The organism is Rhizobium sp. N621, from assembly GCF_001664325.1.
GTDB classification, from domain to species: domain Bacteria; phylum Pseudomonadota; class Alphaproteobacteria; order Rhizobiales; family Rhizobiaceae; genus Rhizobium; species Rhizobium esperanzae.
Genome location: NZ_CP013495.1, coordinates 2,925,560 through 2,945,373 on the forward strand (window position 1 = coordinate 2,925,560; position 19,814 = coordinate 2,945,373).

A 19,814-nucleotide genomic window follows, 5' to 3' on the forward strand; every position below is an offset into this window, starting at 1 on the left:
TGTTAAAGGATCGACTTTATCCTTTAACGCTACCGCAGGGAGTAGCCTTTGCTCAACAACGACTTGCGCATGTCTGGCAAGGCAGGCGAGCACGATCGACGCGACGGCCATACGCCGGGAAATCGCTTTCTCGGCCGCGTCGTTGCATGCAGCGGCTCCAGGGCGACCATTGCCGCCGTCGCCGAACAGGGCGGCACCGATCTCACCGAACTCTGGTCCGTCGGTCGGCTGATTTCGATCAGCGTCGGCCGTAACCGTGTCGTCGCCCTGGTCTATCAAATGAACACCGGCAGCCATGCCTGGGGCGAAGGCGAGGACAATTATTTCAGGATCGAGACCGAGCTTCTCGGCGAAGTCCGAGTCGACGAGGACGGTCGCGAAGAATTCTCGACCGGCATTTCGCGTTACCCCTATCTCGGCGCCATCGCCCATCGCATCCGAGCCGCCGACCTGATGCGCATCTACGATGCCGGTGAAGGCACAACAGCCGTGATCGGCAAGCTGACGCAGGACGAAACCATCGATGCGGCCATCCACATCCCCTCGATGCTCTCCAAGCATTTCGCCGTCGTCGGCTCCACCGGCGTCGGCAAATCGACGGCCGTGTCGCTGCTGCTGCACAAGGCGATTGCCGCCGACCCGAAGCTGCGCGTGCTGATCCTCGATCCGCACAACGAATTCGCCGCCGCCTTTCCCAAGCACGCCGTTACCATCGATACCGATACGCTCGACCTGCCCTTCTGGTTGATGCGGCTCGAAGAGTTCGCGGAAGTCGTTTTCCGCGGCCGCCCACCAGTGCCCGAAGAGCTCGACATGCTGCGCGACATCATGCCGGAGGCCAAGCGCGCCTTCCGCGGCAGCGACAACTCACTGGTGCGCCGCACCACGGAAAAGAGCTCGATTACCGCCGATACGCCGGTTCCCTATCGCATGGCCGATCTCCTGGCCCTGATCGACGAGCGCATCGGCCGCCTCGAGGGCCGCGCCGAAAAACCCGCCCTGCGTTCGCTGAAGATGCGCCTCATCGCCGCAATCAACGATCCGCGCTATCACTTCATGTTTTCCAACAACACGATCAGCGACACGATCACCGACACCATCGCGCAGATATTCCGCATTCCCGGAGACAGCAGGCCGATCTGCACCTTCCAGCTTGCCGGCATTCCTTCCGAAGTGGTCAATTCGGTCGCCTCCGTGCTCTGCCGCATGGCCTTCGAGGTGGCCCTCTGGAGCGACGGCGCCATCCACATGCTGGTCGTCTGCGAGGAAGCCCACCGCTACATTCCCTCCGATCCCAGCCTCGGTTTCGTGCCGACACGTCAGGCAATCGCCCGCATCGCCAAGGAAGGCCGAAAATACGGCGTCTCGCTTGGGATCATTACCCAGCGGCCGGGCGAGCTCGATCAGACGATCCTGTCGCAGTGCTCGACGCTGTTTGCCATGCGCCTGGCCAACGACCGCGACCAGGAAATCATCCGCTCGGCCATCCCGAATTCGTCGATCTCGACGACAAGCTTCATCTCGTCGATCGGCAATGGCGAGGCGATCGCCTTCGGCGAGGCGATCAGCGTGCCGATGCGCATGCGCTTTTCCCGAGTCGAGGAAAATCTGCTCCCGAAGGCTGCCAGCGCCAACAGCAAGCACAGCGAGGAAGATCCGGATACGGTCGATCTGCGCAAGATCGTCACCCGCATGCGGGCGGTGACGGTCGCGCCCGACATTTCGAACTTCCAGCAGAGCTTCGGCGCATCGACGGCGGGTTCCGACGAGGAGAATGACGCCGACGAGCATCTCGAGGCCAAGCCCTACGCCCCGCCTCCACCGGCCTCGCCACCGCCGGCTTCAGCGCCTCTCGAATCCTACCGGCGCGAACTGCTGCCGCAGACGCCGCGGCTGGACCCGGCAGCACCTCCATCCGTCGATCCTCGGCTCGACGCACTGCGCCGCGAGATGCGCCGCGAGGAACCGATCTTTCCGCGGCCTGCGCCGCAGGCGGATCAACCGGCCATCACCCGCCGGGAACCCGGCGCATCGCTGCGCGAAAGCATTTTGAAAAAGCCGCTGAGCAGCCTTTACAACAAGGATTGAGCCTTCTGACCGCCCTCCAGGGCGATCAGCGGCTCGACGACATCGAGCACACGCTGACGATCCGCTGATTTCAGCGGCAAAAGCGGTCGCGGAAGCTCCGCCCGGGCGAGCGAGAGATGCTCGAGCAGCATGTAAACGACGCGAATGCTTCCGAATGCCTTGAAGATTTGCCATAGGGGTTCGAACAGCTTGTCGAGGCGGCGGGCCTCATCGACATCCCCCGCCATGGCGGCCCTGGTCAGGCCGAGAGCCGTGCGCGGCAGCAAACCGCCGATGACGCTGTACCAGGCGTCCGCGCCGCAAAGCAGCGCGTCGGCTGCACCCCAATCGCCACTATAGCCGATCGCGAGACCGGTCTTCTCCCGCAAGGCGGCAAGTTCGCCTGGCAAATCGCCGTCAGCAGGCAACGGCATCTTCACCGCCTTGATCGTTTCGATATCGCAGAGGCGCTGCAGAAGCTCCCGGCTGAAGGTGAAATGGGTCGTGCCGGGATTGTTGTAGATGCAGACCGGCAGCTTCGTTGCCTTCGCGACCGCCAGGAAATGCTCATAGGCTTCTTCCTGCGTCAGCGGCGTATAGGAGACCGGCGCCAGCAGAAGAGCATCCGCACCGGCCGCCTCGGCATCCCTGGCAAGACCCACGGCGTGGTCCGTTCTGAGAGCCCCGGCCCCGACGATGAGGGGAATACGGCCGGCGACGCATTCCGCCGCGGCCTTGACGGCGCGCAACCGCTCCTCGCGCGTGAGGTAAGCATAGATCCCGGTGCTGCCGAGAAGTCCGATAGAGGCGACGCCCGCCTCGCACAAGCGTTCCAGAAGGCGGCCGAGGGCTTCGGTGTCGACACGGCCATCGATATTCGCAGGCGTTGCCGGAAAGGCCGAAAGGCCATGAAATGGAGAAGCCCAAGACATGATGTGATCCTGAAAAAGCGTCAGTTTGAGAACAGCAGGCGCGATCCGGCGCCCGCGAAGAACACCGCGAGGCTTGCCTCGATCCAGCGGCGCGCCCTGGCATAGCCGCGCACCATCGGCGCTGTCGAAAACAGCAGGGCATAACCGGCGAATATCGATATGCCGAACAGCACACAGCCGCCGAACGCCGTCACCGCCATCTCGGGCGAAGCGCCCGGTTTGAGGCCGAGCGACATGATCGCGACCCAGGCCAGAACCGCTTTGGGGTTTCCGAGATGCATCAGGATCCCACGGCGGTAGAGCACGCCCAAGTCCGTCGACGGCCGCGCCAGTTTGCGTGCCGGCGCATCCGCGGCAGCCGCCGAGCGAGCCGCCCTCCAGGCGAGCCAGAGGAGGTAAAGCCCGCCCGCGATCTTGAGGAATAACAGGGCATGAGCATAGCCAACGAGCAATGTCGAAATGCCAGTGACGGCAATCAGTCCCCAGCATGTCGACATCGTTATCACGCCGGCGGCAAGCGCCAGGGCCGGTCGGCGTCCTTGGCTCATCGCGACATTCATGATCGCCATGTTGCTTGGTCCCGGGCTTCCGGCTGCGACGATATAGGCGATATAGACGACGAGAAGATCCTGCATGTCCGCTTTCCAGAAGTCGCTGAGGCCTTCCTTCTCTTCTAAAATTGGTTCATCATGAAGCGCCATTTTCAAGAATCTTCATGGACCATTTTGCAATGTCGAAGCGGCGGGCGACCATCGAAATTCCGTCTCTCCATGGGATCGACAGAACGGCCCATGTCGGCCGCCGGCTTGCACAGGCCCTGCGGAACGCCATTGCCTGCGGCGAGTTGCGGCCGGGCGAGCGCCTTCCTTCGACGCGTAGCCTTGCCGCCTCTTTGAAGATCGCCCGCGGCACCGTCGTCGAAGCCTTCGACCAGTTAACCGCCGAAGGTTATCTCGAGGCGAGAGTGGGCGCGGGAACCCGTGTTGCTGCCGCCCTGACGGACATGGCGCCGGCACTGCCGCCGCCACCGCCCGCGCCGGCGGCCGCAGAGGCGATCGACCTGCCTGCCCCGGCTGCACGGCTGATCTCGATCGCCCGTGCGCTGACCCCTCACCCGCCCGTTCCCTTCGCTATTGCCGTGCCCGCTTCCGGCATCGCGCCCGACGACAATTGGCGCCGTCTCGGCAATCGAATGCGCGCCTCAAGGCAGGCCGCACCGTCGGGCTACCATGATCCGATGGGTGTGCTCGAACTGCGCATCGCCATCGCCGGCCACGTCCGCCGCGCAAGGGCCGTTCATTGCGAGCCCGAGCAGGTCATCGTTACGTCAGGCACGCAGCAGGGTCTCTATATGGCTGGCCGGGTTCTTCTGTCGCATGACGACCCGGTATGGGCCGAGGATCCCGCTTATCCCGGCCTGACGGCGGTGCTCGACGATCTCGGCGTACGGACGCATCGAATTCCGGTCGATGCACAAGGAATGAATGTGGAACGCGGCCTTGAACTGTGTCCAGAAGCGCGCGCCGCATTCGTCACTCCTTCGCACCAGTATCCGATCGGCATGCCGCTCAGCATGGCGCGGCGCAACGCTCTGATCGCCTGGGCCGACCAGAACCGAGCCTGGATCGTGGAGGACGACTACGACAGCGAACTGCGTTATGCCGGACACCCTTTCCCCTCCATGCAGGGGCTGCGTCCGTCGCGCGTCATCTATCTCGGCACATTCAGCAAGGTGCTCTTTCCGTCGTTGCGGCTCGGTTACGTCATCGCGCCGGCGCCGCTCGCAGAAGCCTTCGCCGGCGCACGCGCCATTCTTGACCGGCATTCGCCGATATCAGAACAGCGCGTTCTGGCCGCCTATATGAGGGAAGGCTATTTCGAGGCGCATATCAGGCGCATTCGCGGCCTTTATGCCGAACGCCGCGCTGTTCTGCTGGCGGCGCTCGAGCGGGTTCTGCCGGAAGGGTGCCATGTTCAGCCGAGCGATCAGGGCATGCACATCCTTCTATGGCTGCCGGCGGACGCCGACGACATGGGACTGGCAGCGCGCGCCCTTGCGGCCGGCCTCGCAGTGCGGGCGATCTCCCCCATGTATGGCGCGCAGCCGGGACGCCCCGGACTGATGCTGGGTTTCGGCGGCTTTCCGCAGGAGCAACTGCAGGCGGCGGTGGGCGAACTCGCCAAACTGCTGCAGGTGCGCGGCGCGTAACCGCACCTGAAGCGGAGGCCCGGGCTTACGCATTATAGGGCCAGCCGCTCCCAGCTCTCGTCCATCTGATTGCGGAACCAGGTCATTTGCCGCTTGGCATATTGCCGCGTCGCCGCAGCCCCCTGCTCCAGCACCTCATCGCGTGTCATCTCGCCCTTCAGCATCGCCGCGATCTGCGACACACCGATGGCCTTCATGACAGGCGCGTCGGCCGGCAGGCCGAGCGCAAGCAGCGCCTTTACCTCGTCTTCCGCACCCTGTTGCAGCATCTTTTCGAAACGGTCGTTGATGCGGGCATGCAGCACCGCCCGGTCCGGCAGAACGACAATTTTGCGGGCCTCGTCGGCATTGATCACCACAGGCCCTGACCGACCCTGGAAATCAGCGATCGAGCGTCCCGTCGCTTTGATCACCTCCAGCGCCCGGACGATGCGCTGGCCGTCCTGGCGGTTGAGGCTTGCCGCCATCGCGGGATCGACGTCGGAAAGCTCGGCGTAAAGCGCGTCCGGCCCCTCCTCCACGAGTCGCGTCCGCAATTCTTCCCGCAGGGCCTCGGGAATATCCGGCATGTCGGAGAGACCGCCGATCAGCGCCTTGAAGTAAAGCCCCGTGCCGCCGACGAAAACCGGTAGCTGCCCGGCGGCTCTGAGCGCCGGCAAAAGCGCCGAGACATCGCGCAGCCAGGCGCCTGTGGAATAACCGGCCCCCGCCGGCACGTGGCCGTAGAGATGATGCGGCACGCCTTGCATCTCCTCTTCCGACGGACGCGCGGTCAGCACTCGCAGCGTATCGTAGACCTGCATGCTGTCGGCATTGACGACCGCGCCGTCGTGGCGTTTGGCCAATTCGACGGCAAGCGCGGACTTGCCGCTGGCGGTCGGCCCGGTTATCAGGATCGCGTTCTCCACGCTCAGAAGGTTTTCCATCATGGCCCTCGTTGCCACGCTTGTTGCCAATCCGTCAAATCCTGTGCTTACTCCTGGCATCGCCGAACAAGCGGCTGAGGCAGTAACCGCTTCCGGCCTCTACTGGCTGGCCGACGGCGTTGCCTGCGACATTGCACTGCGCGACGGCACGGATGCGCAAGCCGCCGAGGCCAATCTTCTCGCCGTCATATCGAGCGCCCCCATCGACCTCGTCATCCAGGAGCAGGACAGCCGCCGCAAGAAGCTGCTGATCGCCGACATGGATTCGACGATGATCGGCCAGGAATGCATCGACGAACTCGCCGCCGAAGTCGGCCTGAAGGAGAGGGTCGCCGACATCACCGCCCGCGCCATGAATGGCGAGATCGCCTTTGAGCCCGCCCTGCGTGAGCGCGTCGCCCTCCTGAAAGGATTGCCGATCTCGGTTGTCGACGAGGTCATCGCCAAGCGCATCACACTGACGCCGGGGGGGCCGGAGCTGATCGCCACGATGAAGGCGAAAGGTCATTACACCGCTCTCGTCTCCGGCGGCTTCACCGTCTTTACCAGCCGCATCGCCGCCACCCTCGGCTTCGACGAAAACCGCGCCAATACGCTGCTGGACGAGGATGGCATTCTCTCCGGCTTCGTCGCCGAACCTATCCTCGGCAAGCAGGCAAAGGTGGATGCGCTGAACGAGATTTCAGCAAACCTCGGCATTTCGCCACAGGAGGCAATCGCGGTCGGCGACGGCGCCAATGATCTCGGCATGCTCCAGCTCGCCGGCTCCGGTGTCGCCCTCCACGCCAAGCCCACCGTCGCCGCTCAGGCGCAGATGCGCATCAATCACGCCGACCTGACGGCGCTGCTTTATATCCAGGGTTACCGGAAGACCGATTTTGTGACGGCTTGAACGTCCGATTTCAACAGAAGACGGATGTATAACAAAGGCGGCGCGGCACCCCCTCTCCGCCCTCACCCTATGCTTGTCACAGGAATGAGGGAGGAGAGGTTGAGCGAGAACAGGAAGGCGGCACCTAGTCGCCACCGCCGCAGTTCTCCTATTCCATCGGCACCGCCACGAACCGCAGATCGCCGTTTGCCGATGCGATCATCAGCTGGGCGTTGCGACGGCCTTCCTGTTTCAGCGATTTCACCTTGGCCGCGACCGCATCCGGGGATTTCATGAACTCCTGCGCCACCTCGACGATAACGTCCCCTGGCTTCAACCCCTTTTCGGCCGAGGCGGAGCCGGGCTCCACCTCCGTGACGACGACGCCGTCGACGCTTTCGGCGATGCCGAAAGCCTTGCGTGTTTCGGGACTGAGGAGCGACAGCGACAATCCGAGCACGTTCTTCGGCGTGGCCGCATCCGGCGATACCTGGCCCTGTTGGTGCTGGTCCGGCGCCGGTGCGCCCGGTGCGGGCGCTGCCTGATCGCCGGTATCCGGCTGATCCATATCGTTGTTCTCGTCGGGATCAGGGGTGATCACGCCGTCCTGCGAGCCATCGGGCGCTGCATCGCCGGATGCCGCCTGATCGCTGTCTTCGAGCCGGCCGAGCTTCACCTTGACGGTCTGCTCCTTGCCGTCGCGCAGCACCACGACGTCGACTTCTTTTCCGACCGTGCTTTCCGCCACGACGCGCGGCAGGTCGCGCATTTCATTGACCGCCTTGCCGTCGAATTTCAAAATGACGTCGCCCGCCTTGATCGAGCCGTCGTCGACGGGGCCGCCCTTGATGACGCCGGCGACCAGTGCGCCCTTGGCGGTGTCGAGCCCGAGGCTGTCGGCGATGTCGTCGGTCACCGGCTGGATGCGCACGCCGAGCCAGCCGCGCCGCGTCTCGCCATACTGGCGCAACTGCTCGACGACGCCGGAAGCAAGTTCGGACGGTACCGAGAAGCCGATGCCGATCGAGCCGCCGCTCGGCGAGATGATCGCCGTGTTGATGCCGATCACTTCACCCTTCATGTTGAAGAGCGGCCCCCCGGAATTGCCCTTGTTGATCGCCGCATCCGTCTGGATGAAGTTGTCGTAGGGGCCGGCATTGATGTTGCGGCCGCGCCCGGAAATGATCCCGACCGTCACCGAACCGCCGAATCCGAACGGATTGCCGATCGCCATCACCCAGTCGCCGATGCGCATCTCGCTGGAATCGCCGAATTTCACCGATTTCAGCGGCGTCTTCGGCTCGACCTTCAACACCGAAAGATCGGTCTTCGTATCCGTGCCGATCAGCTTCGCCTTGAGCTTCGAGCCGTTGGCGAAATTGACCTCGATGTCGTCGGCGCCCTCGATCACGTGGTTGTTGGTGACGATATAGCCGGCCGGATCGATGACGAAACCGGACCCGAGCGAGCTGACATTATGGTTGGGGCCTTTGTTGCCCTGCTGTTTGTTGAAGAAGTCGTTGAAGAACTCCTGGAATGGTGACCCGTCAGGGGCGCGCGGCGCCGGACCGACCCCTTCGTCATCCTTCACGTTCTGCGAGGTCGAGATGTTGACCACGGCATCGAGCAAGCCTTCGGCGAGATCGGCAACGGAAGCCGGACCGTTGGTCGGCACGACGGTCTGAACCGATGGCGTCTGCTGCGGCGCGGCAGATGCAGGTGGCGTGGGAGCAGCCGGAACAGGCGCGGCAACCCCTGGCGCTGCTGTTTCAGGCGTGGTTTGCGCAAAAGCAATCCCGCTCATGCCGGCTTGCGCCAGGATGGTGGCGCTGGCCAGAAGCGCGAGCGTTCGTCTGAAGGGCAAGCGAATCGTGGGGGCCATCAAGCTTCCTCATAAGGGGGTAAATGCGCATATTCAGCACCAGCATAAGGCGGAATGATGGAGGGTGAAATCACCTTTTCGCGAAATCCCCGTGCAATCTGACGGACCGTCACAAAAGCCCGGCCTTGGCTCTCGAAATCGAAAAGGGCCGGCGCTGGGCCGACCCTTTCTCGATCTTGCAGGGAAACAGATCCCAGTGTTTTTCAGTTCGCCGGCTGTGCTGGCGCCGGAGCGGTTGTTCCGGGCGTTGCGGGAGCCGACGCAGCCGGGCTGGCCGGCGCGGCGCCGGCAGCCTTGTTGAAATAGCGGAAGAATTCCGAATCCGGCGACAGGACCAGCGTTGTGTCCTGCGATGAAAGCGCCGCCGAATAGGCTGCCATCGAACGGTAAAACTCGAAGAAACCCGGGTTCCTTGAGAAGGCCTCGGCGAAGATGCGGTTGCGTTCGGCATCTCCTTGGCCGCGCAGAATTTCGGAATCGCGCTGTGCGTCCGCAGTCAGCTCGACGACCTGGCGGTCGGCGACGGCGCGGCGGCGCTGGCCTTCTTCGGTGCCCTGCGCCCGCAGCAGTTCGGCCTCCGCCAGTCGCTCGGCCCGCATGCGGTTATAGGTGCGCTCGGAAACATCCTGAGTGAGGTCCGTCCGGCTGATGCGCACGTCGTCGAGCGTGATTCCGAGCGTCTCCGCATCGGCTTGCAGCTCGTTGCGCACCTCGAGCATCATCGCCACGCGTTCCCGGGAGAGCGCGGCTTCGATGCTGCGCACGCCGTAGACCCTGCGCAAGGCGGAATCGAGGCGCGTGCGAAGCCGCGCTTCCGCCGCCTCCCTGTCGCCCGATACCGTTTCACGGAAACGGCGCGCGTCGTTGATGCGGTAGATGAGGAAGGCATTTACCTCATAAAAGGCGCCGCCGGAAACCTGGACACGGATATTGTCGAGATCGAAGCGCAGCTCCTGCTTCGGCACGTACTGCACCCTGTCGGCATCGGCAAAGGCGAAAGGCAGCTTGAAGTAGATGCCTGGGTCGGTCTTGACCGACTGGATTTCACCGAAGCGAACGACGATAGCCTGTTCGCGGGCGGTCACGACGAAGACCGAGGAATAGATTCCGACCAGCACGACCGCCAGGAGGATCAGAATTACGGGAAGTCTGTTCGACATGGGTCTCAGCCTCCCTGTTGCTGCTGCTGCTGTTGCTGCGTCGGCCTGCCGACCTCGTTGAGAGGCAGATAGGGCACGGCGCCGGCCTTTTGGTCGATAATCACTTTCTTGGAACCCTTCAGCACCTGTTCCATGGTTTCCAGGAACAGCCGCTCCCGCGTCACGTCAGGAGCCTTGGAATATTCGTCGTAGATCGAAACGAAGCGTTGCGCTTCACCTTCAGCCTCCTTGACGATCCGGTCCTTGTAGGCCGCTGCGGCTTCGCGGATGCGGGCCGCGTCACCGCGGGCTTGGCCGAGCTTCTGGTTGGCGTATTGGTTCGCCTCCTCCACGAGGCGCTGCTTGTCCTGATCGGCACGCTGCACTTCCTCGAAGGCATCGGCCACGTCACGCGGCGGCGCGACGTCCTCGATCGTCACGCGGTTGATCGCAATGCCGGCGCCGTAGCGATCCATCGTATCCTGGATGATGTTGCGCACTTCGGTCTCGATCGGTCCGCGATTGTCACGAAAGGCATCCTGAGCAGGGCGCCGGCCGACGATTTCGCGCATGGCGCTTTCGGAAACCTGCTGTAGCGTTTCAGCCGGATTTTCGAGACGGAAAAGATAGGATTTCGGGTCGTTGATCGTGTAGAGCACGGAGAACTGCACGTTCACGATGTTCTGGTCCCCGGAAAGCATCAGTCCAGCCGTCGAATTGCTGTTATTGCGTCCGCCGACATTCTGCTGCTGCTCCGTCACCTTCACGATCTCGACCGCGTCCATCGGCCAGATGCGGAAATGCAGGCCGGGCATGGAAATTTCTTCTCTCGGCTTGCCGAAGCGCAACTCGACGCCGCGTTCGTCCGGCTGGACGGTGTAGACGCACTGAATCAGCCAGAAAACGGCAACGATCGCCACGACGATCGTTGCCACGCCACCATTGAAACCGCCGGGAACGATATTGCGCAGCTGATCCTGGCCGCGCCGGATGATGTCTTCCAGATCGGGCGGTCCGCCCTTGCCGCCACGCGGGCGGTTCGGCCCCTGGCCCCATGGTCCCTGATTGTTACCGCCGCCGCCCCAAGGGCCGCCGCCGCCATTCTGATTGCTCCAGGGCATCAAAACCTCGTTATTCGTTAAGTCTTCCCCGCATCCGGGACCGTGGGGGCTGACCGGTGGATGCGTTGGTGACCGTTATAGGTATCACCGCACCCGCTTTCAACGCAGCGTGAGAAACTTGGTCAATTTAATTGGAAAATAGTTCATTTTCAGGCGCGCCGGCGTTCGTAGACGACGTAGCGCGTGGCATAGCTGTCCTTCTCGCCGGCCGGCACGGCGAGCGTCTCTCCCGCCTGCCAGATGGCGGGATCGATCGCCGGAAACGCCGCATCCCCTTCGAGGTCGGCTTCGACATGCGTGATGCACATCCGGTCGGCAAGGCCGATCGCCTGGGCATAGACTTGTCCGCCGCCGATAATGCAGATCTCGCCGGCGCCGGTTTCGTGTGCCAGCCTTTCGGCGAGCGTCAAGGCCTCGGGGAGCGAATGGGCCATGTCGACATCGGCATGATCGATCGTCGTCTGCCTCGAGATGACGACGTTCGGCCGCCCCGGCAGCGGCTTGCCGATCGACTCATAGGTCTTGCGGCCCATCACCACAGGCTTGCCCAGCGTCAGCGCCTTGAAACGCTTGAGATCGCTCGAAAGCAGCCAAGGCATATCGCCATCGCGGCCGATGATGCCGTTGCGGGAAACGGCGACGATGATGGTCTTCAGGATGTCGGCCATGATTCCCCCGGATCAGACAGCGATCGGCGCCTTGATATTGGCATCCGCCTCATAGCCGATCAGCTCGAAATCCTCGAACTTGAACCCGAAGATATCCTTCACATCGGGGTTGATGCGCAAGAAAGGCAGCGGCTTCGGCTGGCGCGTCAGTTGCTGCTTCGCTTGGTCGAAATGGTTGTGGTAGAGGTGGGCGTCGCCGAGCGTGTGGACGAAATCGCCCCCTTTGAGCCCCGTCACCTGAGCCACCATCATCGTCAAAAGCGCATAGGAAGCGATATTGAATGGGACGCCCAGGAAAATATCGGCGGAGCGCTGGTAGAGCTGGCAGGAGAGCTTGCCGTCGGCCACGTAGAATTGGAACAGGCAATGGCAGGGCGGCAGCGCCATCTGGTCCACCTCGGCCGGGTTCCAGGCCGAGACGATATGGCGGCGTGAGTTCGGATTGTTGACGATGCCTTTGACGAGATTGGCGATCTGGTCGATATGGCCGCCGTCAGGCGCCGGCCAGGAGCGCCACTGAGCGCCGTAGACGGGGCCGAGATCGCCGTTTTCATCGGCCCATTCGTCCCAGATGGAAACGCCGTTCTCCTTGAGGTAGCCAATGTTCGTCTCGCCCTTTAGGAACCAGAGCAGTTCATGGATGATCGAGCGCAGATGCAGCCTCTTCGTCGTCAGGACGGGAAAGCCCTCCTCGAGATCGAAGCGCATCTGGTAGCCGAAGACCGAGCGCGTGCCGGTGCCGGTACGGTCGCCCCGGTCGGAGCCCTTTTCCATCACATGGGCGAGGAGATCGAGATATTGCTGCATGTCGCGCTGATTCCGTTTTCTCCAATTTAAGCCTTCGCCTCGAGGAAACCAATCGCAGGCGGATATTTTCCCGTTCTTTCTATAGGCCGACATAAAGCTTTTATGACGTTTGCCCTTTCCTTGGACGGAAGAAATCACTATATCAGCCCTGCCGGCTTTCGGGCCGGCTATGGCAATAAATGAGCGGTGTAATAAACCTATTGGACCCGGGGGCGGTACCCGGCGCCTCCACCAAAAACCGGCGGTATCGAAGGCCGGCTTTTGATGGGGGCGAAACAGGATCGACAAGGGTGTAAAGATCGACTTTTTGCTCGGCATTGTACCGCCGTTATCGGGCTAAAATTGTAGTTGCAAACGACAACTATGCGGAAGCTCGTCTCGCTGCTTAATCGCGGTGTGACACTTCAATCAAAGTCCTAGTGGTTCGCACCTCTAGGCGGGGTCCGAAGGCACCTGGCAACAGAAGCCTTCACCTTCTCCCTCAGACTGAAATCATGTATGCTGATCTATGCGTGACTCGGCTCCGGACTTTCCCAAGGCGCCTGAACGTGCCATATACCTTGTGAAAAGACTTCAGAACCGACGAAAGACAGGAAAAGCATGGGGCAGGATCATATCCGCTACGACATTCTGGCGCAGGATGCACTTCGCGGCGTCATCCGCAAGGTTTTGGCGGAGGTAGCAACGACGGGCCGTCTGCCCGGCGACCACCACTTCTTCATCACCTTTCTGACCGGTGCTGCCGGCGTGCGCATCTCCCAGCACCTGAAGTCCAAATATCCCGAGCAGATGACAATCGTCATCCAGCATCAGTTCTGGGATCTCAAGATCACCGAGACGCATTTCGAAATCGGCCTTTCCTTCTCCGACGTTCCGGAGAAGCTGGTCATACCCTTCAATGCGATCCGCGGCTTCTATGATCCCTCCGTCAATTTCGAGCTCGAATTCGACGTGCCGCTCGCCGACGGTGAGGAACTGCCGTCCGGTGAGATCACCGCCTATCCCGTCGACGCGGCAGGAAAGCCCGATGAAGCCGCCGGCGCAAAACCGGCCGACGGCGAAGAGAAGAAACCGGGCTCCGTCGTCTCGCTCGACTCCTTCCGCAAGAAGCAGTGAGTTCAAAGGGAGGCTCAGCCTTCCTTTTTCATAAGGATCAAGCCTCGCGCATGAGCGCCGAAATCATCAATCTGCGTCAGTTCCGCAAAAAGCAGGCCCGCTCCGAAAAGGAGAAGCAGGCCGAGCAGAACCGCATTTCCTTCGGCCGCACCAAGGCCGAAAAGCAGCTCACCCGCAGCCTGAACGAGAAGGCCGACAAGGCTCACCGCGACGGCCGGATCGAGACGGATGACGACGGCGCATGAAGCTTCACGCAAAGCTTGAAGAGCCGGAAACGAATCTGCGATCAGCCACTTGCGCGATTTTCTTGAATCGATCCGCCAAGTCGATTGCGATGTGAACCGGCTGATGATCCGCAAGCACTCGGCAACACTGCATGGCCATCGCACCAGCTTTTCGCTGGAAGACGAATTCTGGGCCGAGCTGAAGACGATTTCGGCAAGCCGTTCGATGTCGCTTGCCGCCCTGATTTCCGAGATCGACGACCACCGTTCGCGTGACAGCAACCTGTCCTCGGCGCTGCGACTCCATGTGCTTTCGTGGGCGAAGGCCGGCTGTGGCGGCCGCCCGTGACGCCGGGAATTCGAATAAAAACCTGAAACATCTCAGGCGACGCAAACCCCGCGCGTCTTCATTGCGCCTGAATGCCCGGCAGATGGTCGAAATCGAGCTGACCGGGCTGCATCTGCCCGGAGCGCCGGGCCGCCTCCGCCTCGGCGGCCGCCCTCGCCTGCGCATCGGCCTTGGCTTTTGCCTCCGCTGCACGTGCGGCCTCCGCCTCGGCAGCGGCCTTCTGCGCAGCCGCCTCCTTCGCCAGTGCGCGCAGCCGCTCTTCCTCCGCCTGCCGTTGCCGTTCGATTTCGGCCGCTCTGACGCGCTCGGCGTCATTGAAACGATAGAGCGCCACCTCGCGGCGCAGCCGCTGCTTTTCGAGCACGATCGCCTGCAGCCGCTCGACGCGCCGCCGCTCGCGCTCAAAAGCACGCAGCGACAAGTAGCTGGTGATATCGGTCACGTCCATCGTCTTGCCGGGTGACGGCAGCATGCCGGAAAAGTTCAGCCTCAGCGCCGGCTCGACACCCGGAAGCGCCTCCGCGCCTGGATTGAGGCCGATGCCGACCGTCGCGCTGATCCGCTCCTCCGGCAAGGCGATCTGTGCGTCGGCGGTTACCCGGGCCAGATCGTTGGCCACGGTCACATTCTGCACCCTGAGCGTTCCGTCGGTGACGTTGAAGGGAATTCCGAGCGGCGGCAGCTTTGCTTCGCCGTTGTTGAGCAACGTCTCGACGATCGGATGCACCTTGCCGGCATTGATCTGTTCCTGCATCGGGTCGGTGGCGGCAAGCAGCGGCGGAAGGATGGCAAGGTTCAGTCCGCGTATGCTCGTATCGCCGAGTCTCAGCTCCCCCGATCCATTGAGCGAGCTGGCGATCTCGCCAACCGTCTTGCCCGAGGCCTCCATCGACAGCGACAATCCGAACTTGCCGTTGGCAATCGGCGCGCCGTCACGCAGCCAGATGACCCCGGCAAGATCGGAATCGGCGAGCGTCAGCTTCGTCTGCAGGAATCCGGTGCCGTCGGCATTGGTGAAGAGCAGGTTGCCGGAGAGCTTGCCGCCATCCCAGTTGCCGGCCATGTCGTTGAGCTGCAACTCGTCGCCCTTATAGGCGACGTTGCTGGTGAAATCGGATACTGCCGTTTCCGGCAGACCAGGCCAGAATTCCTTGGCCGACAGCTTCACCTTGACGTCGAGATCCTTGAAGGTGGGCAGGCCCAGCGGCGCCTTCGACAGCGTGCCGCTGGCCGGATCGACGATCTGGCCGAACACCGCCTCGCCGAGCCAGCCGGCATCTGCCTTGGCAAGCGTCAGCTCGCCGCTCGCCGTCGTCTTCGCAGCCTTGCGGTCGAAGGTCAGCGCACCGGAAAACGCGTTGTCGGCCGCATGTCCCTTGAGATCGGACAGGACGATCTTGTCGCTATCGACGGCGGCGTTGACCTGCAGGCCGAACGGCAACCCCGTTCCGGTCTGCGGCAGGGCGATGCCGTTCATGATGAGATAGGGGTCGATATCGGCGCTGTCGAGCGAAAGCGCGATCTGACCGTTCATGAAACTCTCCGGCCGCACGTCAACCTTGCCCTTCGCGGTAAACGAGGTCCGATCGGTCGCAAAGGTCAACGCCGCATCGGCAGGATCGTTGCCCGACGCCTTCACCTTGAGCGTCAGGCGGCCGTTCGCGCCGACATCGACCGGCAGCGGGTCGAGCCCGGCCTGACCGAACAAGATCGACGGCACGGCGTTTTCGAGCGTCGCCTCGAGGCTCGTCGTACCGTTGCCGGTCAGCGCCAGGAGATCGGACATGCGGTAATCGAGGTTGACCCGGCTGCCGTTCGAGACGCCAGCCAGCGTCACCGTCAGCGCATCGCCCTCGTCGCCACCGAGCGTCAGCGCGCCGCGCAACGCCGTATTGCCGTACCAGCCGGCGTTGCGCACCAGCCGGTCGAGCACAGGGTGGTGTGGAAGATGCTCGCGCAGCATGGTGAAGAAGCCGCCGGGATCGGCCGATTTGAAGGTGATCTCGCCCGCACCCTTATAGTCGAGCAGCGAGCCTTCGGCCCGGCCGGTCGCCGTCAGCTCGGCGCCCGCGACATTCTTGACTGACAGCCGGTCGACGGCAAGCGCCCCGTCGGCGATCGTGAAGGTGGTCTCGACATTCTCGGCGTCGACCCCGAAGGCAGTGAACCTGTCGGCCTTGAGCTGTGCGGCGATCTTATGGTCGAGAACATTGTCGCCGCTCTCCTGCCCGGTCGCGAGCCCGGCCAGTGCCTGCAGCGCGTCAAGATCGAGCGTGTCGCCATTCAGCGCCACCGACAGGGTCGGCGTCTGGCCGGAGATCGCCTGCCGCTCCAGCCGGCCCTTCAGCGTCGCCGATCCGACGGCGATTTCGAGATTTTCGAAACGCTGCAATTCATGAGTCAGGCTTACATTGGCGGAAAAACCCGCCTGCCGCAATTGGCGGATGGCCGGGTCGACCGAGCCGGCCAGCCAGGAGGCTAGCCCCGTTGGCTGGTTCGAGGCCATCACGATCTGGCCGTTGAACGAGGGTTCTCCCTGAAGCAGGAGCTTGCCCTTGCCTTCCACTTGCGTGCGCCCCGGCAGCGTGCCGACGGCGCTGTCGATCATCCAGCCGGTGCCGGCCGGCTCCAGCTCCAGTTGCACGTCGCGTAGCGTCGTGTCGCCGGCGACGATGGCCGGCAGCTTGACGCTTGCCTTGCCCGGCACCTGCGGAATCGGCACCTGCGCGACGATATCGATCAGAGAATTCAACCGCTGGCGCGCCGAAACCGCGGCATCCCGTGTCGTCTTGCCGGCCGCGCCCTGATTGCCGATGCGGTTCACGTCTATCTGCTGCCCGTCGGCGGTCAACAGGAATTCCGGCGCGTTGCCGGTATCGAGCGTCGCCTCCCCGGTTATCACATAGGGATCGTCCGTCGGGCCGATCTCCATCCGGTATTCGGGAATGCGGATACGTTCATTGGTAAGCTCGAAGCGGCCCTTGAGCCGCGGCGGCTGCTCGTTCTTGTTGGCCGACCTGGCACTGTTGCGGTTTTCGATCGCCGCCGAAAGCTGGCCCTGATAGTTCGGCTTGCGGTCGACCAGCTTCAGTTCGCCGTCGAGATCGATACTGACCGGATGTTTGTCCGGCGACAGCTTCGTGCGCATGCGCAGCACACCCTTCTCGTCCGGCTGGCTGCTCGAAATCGAGAAATTGCCGTGCTCACCGTCGAGCGCCGCATCGCCTTCGACACGCCAGGGGCCGGCGAGCGATTTGGCCGACATCTCCGCATTCAGGCCAGTGATGCGACGCGCCCGGCCCGACTGGTCATCGAGGAAGTCGACTTCGCCACCGCTGACATGCACATTTTCGAGAACGACTGTTTTGGCCGGTATTTCGGCGCGGCTGCCGCGCATCCAGTCGAGTGTGCCGTCCTTGAGCAATCTGAGGCGCACCTTCGGATTGACGACGCGCATATCGAAGATCAGCGCCTCGCCGGAAAGGAAAGGCGCAAGCTCGGCATCCATCGAAAATTGTTCGACCTTGACGATCGGCGTGCCGTCGGCCTCTTGACCGACACGCACGTCATGCAGCGTGACCGACGGAAACGGCAGCAGACGGGCATCCACCGTGCCGTGGACGGTGACTTTCTTGCCGATGATGCGGCTTGCCTGATCCTCGAAGTTCTTGCGGAAATCCGTCCAGTCGATGAACAGCGGCGCAAGCAGCGCCACAAACAGCACTACGACGATCACTCCCCCCAGAAAGACGAGGAACCGGCCTACCAATGCAAGGATTCTCCATTCGGGATTGTGTTGCCGACACTGTTCAGGGTTCTATTGTCGACACTAGCGCTATTCATGCGATGGGCAAGGCCCAAGTTCATGAGAATATTCCGTTTTCAGCCTTGATGGAAAATCTTGCCGGGATTGAAGATACCGTCCGGATCGAGCGCCTGCTTCACCTGTCGCATCAGATCCACCGAGCCTCCGAGCTCCTGCTCCAGAAAGGCCATCTTGCCTTGCCCGATCCCGTGCTCGCCGGTGCATGTTCCGTCCATATCGAGTGCCCGGCGGTTGAGCCGTTCAACGAAGCCCTCGGCCCTGGCGATGTCTCCGGCGCTTTTATCGTCGAACAGCAGCAGCACATGGAAGTTCCCGTCGCCGGCATGGCCGACGATAGGGCCGAGCAGCCCATGTTCCTCGATATCCGCCTGCGTTTCGGAAACGCAATCGGCAAGCCTCGATATCGGAACACAAACATCAGTCGAAAGTGCGGCAAGCCCCGGCGCCAGCGCCCTCGCGGACCAGTAGGCGTCATGACGCGCCTTCCAGAGCTTCGTCCGCTCCTCGGCATTGGCGGTCCAAAGAAACTCGCCCCCGCCGCATTCAGCCGCGATCTCGGCGAAGGCGGCCGATTGCAGCGGCACGGTCTCGTCTGTGCCGTGGAATTCGAGGAAAAGCGTCGGGCTTTCGGCATAAGACAACCCGGAATAGGCGTTGCACGCCCGCATCTGCACAGCATCGAGCAGCTCGATACGCGCCACCGGAATGCCCATCTGGATCGTCATGATAACGGCATCGCAGGCCGCCTTGATGCTCGGAAAGGCGCAGACGCCGCCGGCTATCTTCTGCGGGATCGCCTGCAGGCGCAGCGTCACCGAGGTCAATATGCCGAGCGTGCCCTCGGCGCCGACAAAGAGCCGCGTCAGGTCATAGCCGGCCGAAGACTTGCGGGCGCGCCGGGCCGTGCGGATCTCCTCACCGTTGGCGGTGACTGCCGTGACGGCAAGCACATTGTCCTTCATCGTGCCGTAGCGCACCGCATTGGTGCCGGAGGCCCGCGTCGACGCCATGCCGCCGATCGAGGCATTCGCGCCGGGATCGATCGGAAAGAACAGGCCGGTATCGCGCAGATGGATGTTCAGCGCCTCGCGGGTGATCCCGGGTTCGACCGTGCAGTCGAGATCCTCCGGATTGACCTCAAGCATCCGGTCCATGCGGCTGAAATCGATCGAAATACCGCCATTGACGGCATTGACCTGACCTTCCAGCGAGGAGCCGGTGCCGAAACCGATCACCGGCACCCTGTGCGCTGCACAGGCCCTGACCGCCATCTTCACATCATCGGCGTTTTCGGCAAAGAGAACGCCGTCGGGCAGTTGCGACGGAATATAGGTGGTCGTATGGGCATGCTGTTCACGGAAGGACTGGCCGGTCTGGAAACGCTCGCCGAAGCTCTGTTTGAGAATACCGAGCACGGCGGATATCCCCGCCTCGTTGCGTGTTCCAGCCTTTGCGTCCTTCAGCGCCATCCCTTTGATCTCCCTGCCATTCCGCGTAGACGAGACCGCGTCCCGCAGACCACTGCGCCGCACGTCCGTTCAGACGTACATGGACGCTGTAGAACTTTAAAATTGCTGCATAATTTCGTCTTATATCGATTCCGATTTAAGGAGATATGCAGCAGGCTGGGTATGGGGCAAGTCAAAGCGGCTGTCCAGTTAAGATTGGGAAAAGATT

The 19,814-nt window shown here is 62.6% G+C and carries 16 protein-coding genes and 1 other RNA gene; 7 read left to right on the top strand and 10 right to left on the bottom strand.

The window, feature by feature from the left end:
* Positions 1–48: 48 nt before the first annotated feature.
* Positions 49–2,088 carry an ATP-binding protein gene (locus AMK00_RS14310; protein WP_064810786.1) on the top strand — a complete coding sequence of 680 codons (2,040 nt, stop codon included), beginning with the start codon at positions 49–51 and terminating at the stop codon, positions 2,086–2,088.
* Here AMK00_RS14310 and AMK00_RS14315 read toward each other — a convergent pair.
* Positions 2,073–2,999, bottom strand: a complete 927-nt coding sequence (locus tag AMK00_RS14315) for a dihydrodipicolinate synthase family protein (protein ID WP_064810787.1) — start codon at positions 2,997–2,999, stop codon at positions 2,073–2,075. The genes AMK00_RS14310 and AMK00_RS14315 overlap by 16 nt on opposite strands.
* Before the next feature lie 20 nt (positions 3,000–3,019).
* Positions 3,020–3,634 carry a LysE family translocator gene (locus AMK00_RS14320; RefSeq protein WP_012484454.1) on the bottom strand — a complete coding sequence of 205 codons (615 nt, stop codon included), beginning with the start codon at positions 3,632–3,634 and terminating at the stop codon, positions 3,020–3,022.
* A 95-nt stretch (positions 3,635–3,729) separates the two neighbouring features.
* On the opposite strand from AMK00_RS14320, the gene pdxR reads away from it, so the two are divergent.
* A complete protein-coding gene (gene pdxR, locus AMK00_RS14325) occupies positions 3,730–5,208 on the top strand; it encodes a MocR-like pyridoxine biosynthesis transcription factor PdxR (protein ID WP_189637638.1) in 1,479 nt (492 codons plus the stop codon).
* A gap of 32 nt (positions 5,209–5,240) precedes the next feature.
* Here the strand turns inward: pdxR and miaA are convergent, their stop codons facing one another.
* The gene (miaA, locus tag AMK00_RS14330; protein WP_189637609.1) at positions 5,241–6,137 is read right to left on the bottom strand and encodes a tRNA (adenosine(37)-N6)-dimethylallyltransferase MiaA; all 897 of its coding nucleotides are present in this window, start codon (positions 6,135–6,137) and stop codon (positions 5,241–5,243) included.
* Between miaA and serB the strand changes: the two genes are divergently transcribed.
* On the top strand, positions 6,136–7,026 hold the full coding sequence (gene serB, locus AMK00_RS14335; protein WP_064803721.1) for a phosphoserine phosphatase SerB: 891 nt from the start codon (positions 6,136–6,138) through the stop codon (positions 7,024–7,026). The two genes, miaA and serB, sit on opposite strands and share 2 nt — an antisense overlap.
* A gap of 148 nt (positions 7,027–7,174) precedes the next feature.
* On the opposite strand, the gene AMK00_RS14340 is transcribed toward serB, so the two are convergent.
* The 5 genes from AMK00_RS14340 to AMK00_RS14360 form a co-directional block, all read right to left on the bottom strand.
* A complete protein-coding gene (locus tag AMK00_RS14340; RefSeq protein WP_064810789.1) occupies positions 7,175–8,887 on the bottom strand; it encodes a DegQ family serine endoprotease in 1,713 nt (570 codons plus the stop codon).
* Positions 8,888–9,090: 203 nt separating this feature from the next.
* The gene (hflC, locus tag AMK00_RS14345; RefSeq protein ID WP_064810790.1) at positions 9,091–10,047 is read right to left on the bottom strand and encodes a protease modulator HflC; all 957 of its coding nucleotides are present in this window, start codon (positions 10,045–10,047) and stop codon (positions 9,091–9,093) included.
* A 5-nt stretch (positions 10,048–10,052) separates the two neighbouring features.
* On the bottom strand, positions 10,053–11,147 hold the full coding sequence (hflK, locus tag AMK00_RS14350; protein WP_064803727.1) for an FtsH protease activity modulator HflK: 1,095 nt from the start codon (positions 11,145–11,147) through the stop codon (positions 10,053–10,055).
* Between the two features lie 149 nt (positions 11,148–11,296).
* Complete coding sequence (locus AMK00_RS14355; RefSeq protein WP_064810791.1) at positions 11,297–11,815, bottom strand: dihydrofolate reductase; 519 nt, start codon at positions 11,813–11,815, stop codon at positions 11,297–11,299.
* 12 nt (positions 11,816–11,827) lie between these two features.
* Entirely contained in the window at positions 11,828–12,622 is a 795-nt protein-coding gene (locus tag AMK00_RS14360; RefSeq protein WP_064810792.1) for a thymidylate synthase, read from the bottom strand.
* A 111-nt stretch (positions 12,623–12,733) separates the two neighbouring features.
* Between AMK00_RS14360 and ssrA the strand changes: the two genes are divergently transcribed.
* From ssrA to AMK00_RS14380, 4 genes are all read left to right on the top strand, one after another.
* Positions 12,734–13,096: a transfer-messenger RNA gene (gene ssrA, locus AMK00_RS14365) on the top strand.
* A gap of 126 nt (positions 13,097–13,222) precedes the next feature.
* The gene (locus AMK00_RS14370; RefSeq protein ID WP_064803733.1) at positions 13,223–13,738 is read left to right on the top strand and encodes an SspB family protein; all 516 of its coding nucleotides are present in this window, start codon (positions 13,223–13,225) and stop codon (positions 13,736–13,738) included.
* A gap of 50 nt (positions 13,739–13,788) precedes the next feature.
* Entirely contained in the window at positions 13,789–13,983 is a 195-nt protein-coding gene (locus AMK00_RS14375; protein WP_011426047.1) for a DUF4169 family protein, read from the top strand.
* Between the two features lie 103 nt (positions 13,984–14,086).
* Entirely contained in the window at positions 14,087–14,311 is a 225-nt protein-coding gene (locus AMK00_RS14380; RefSeq protein ID WP_064811730.1) for a ribbon-helix-helix domain-containing protein, read from the top strand.
* Positions 14,312–14,369: 58 nt separating this feature from the next.
* Here the strand turns inward: AMK00_RS14380 and AMK00_RS14385 are convergent, their stop codons facing one another.
* Entirely contained in the window at positions 14,370–18,080 is a 3,711-nt protein-coding gene (locus tag AMK00_RS14385; RefSeq protein ID WP_064803735.1) for an AsmA family protein, read from the bottom strand.
* Positions 18,081–18,193: 113 nt separating this feature from the next.
* On the bottom strand, positions 18,194–19,606 hold the full coding sequence (locus AMK00_RS14390; protein ID WP_064810793.1) for an FAD-binding oxidoreductase: 1,413 nt from the start codon (positions 19,604–19,606) through the stop codon (positions 18,194–18,196).
* Positions 19,607–19,814 lie beyond the last annotated feature (208 nt).

Excerpts from the sequence above, each read along its gene's own strand:
- AMK00_RS14315 (WP_064810787.1), bottom strand. The coding sequence starts at position 2,999 with ATGTCTTGGGCTTCTCCATTTCATGGCCTTTCGGCCTTTCCGGCAACG.
- AMK00_RS14320 (WP_012484454.1), bottom strand. The coding sequence starts at position 3,634 with ATGCAGGATCTTCTCGTCGTCTATATCGCCTATATCGTCGCAGCCGGA.
- pdxR (WP_189637638.1), top strand. The coding sequence starts at position 3,730 with ATGTCGAAGCGGCGGGCGACCATCGAAATTCCGTCTCTCCATGGGATC.
- serB (WP_064803721.1), top strand. The coding sequence starts at position 6,136 with ATGGCCCTCGTTGCCACGCTTGTTGCCAATCCGTCAAATCCTGTGCTT.
- miaA (WP_189637609.1), bottom strand. The coding sequence starts at position 6,137 with ATGATGGAAAACCTTCTGAGCGTGGAGAACGCGATCCTGATAACCGGG.
- AMK00_RS14340 (WP_064810789.1), bottom strand. The coding sequence starts at position 8,887 with ATGGCCCCCACGATTCGCTTGCCCTTCAGACGAACGCTCGCGCTTCTG.
- hflC (WP_064810790.1), bottom strand. The coding sequence starts at position 10,047 with ATGTCGAACAGACTTCCCGTAATTCTGATCCTCCTGGCGGTCGTGCTG.
- hflK (WP_064803727.1), bottom strand. The coding sequence starts at position 11,147 with ATGCCCTGGAGCAATCAGAATGGCGGCGGCGGCCCTTGGGGCGGCGGC.
- AMK00_RS14355 (WP_064810791.1), bottom strand. The coding sequence starts at position 11,815 with ATGGCCGACATCCTGAAGACCATCATCGTCGCCGTTTCCCGCAACGGC.
- AMK00_RS14360 (WP_064810792.1), bottom strand. The coding sequence starts at position 12,622 with ATGCAGCAATATCTCGATCTCCTCGCCCATGTGATGGAAAAGGGCTCC.
- AMK00_RS14370 (WP_064803733.1), top strand. The coding sequence starts at position 13,223 with ATGGGGCAGGATCATATCCGCTACGACATTCTGGCGCAGGATGCACTT.
- AMK00_RS14375 (WP_011426047.1), top strand. The coding sequence starts at position 13,789 with ATGAGCGCCGAAATCATCAATCTGCGTCAGTTCCGCAAAAAGCAGGCC.
- AMK00_RS14380 (WP_064811730.1), top strand. The coding sequence starts at position 14,087 with ATGATCCGCAAGCACTCGGCAACACTGCATGGCCATCGCACCAGCTTT.
- AMK00_RS14390 (WP_064810793.1), bottom strand. The coding sequence starts at position 19,606 with ATGGCGCTGAAGGACGCAAAGGCTGGAACACGCAACGAGGCGGGGATA.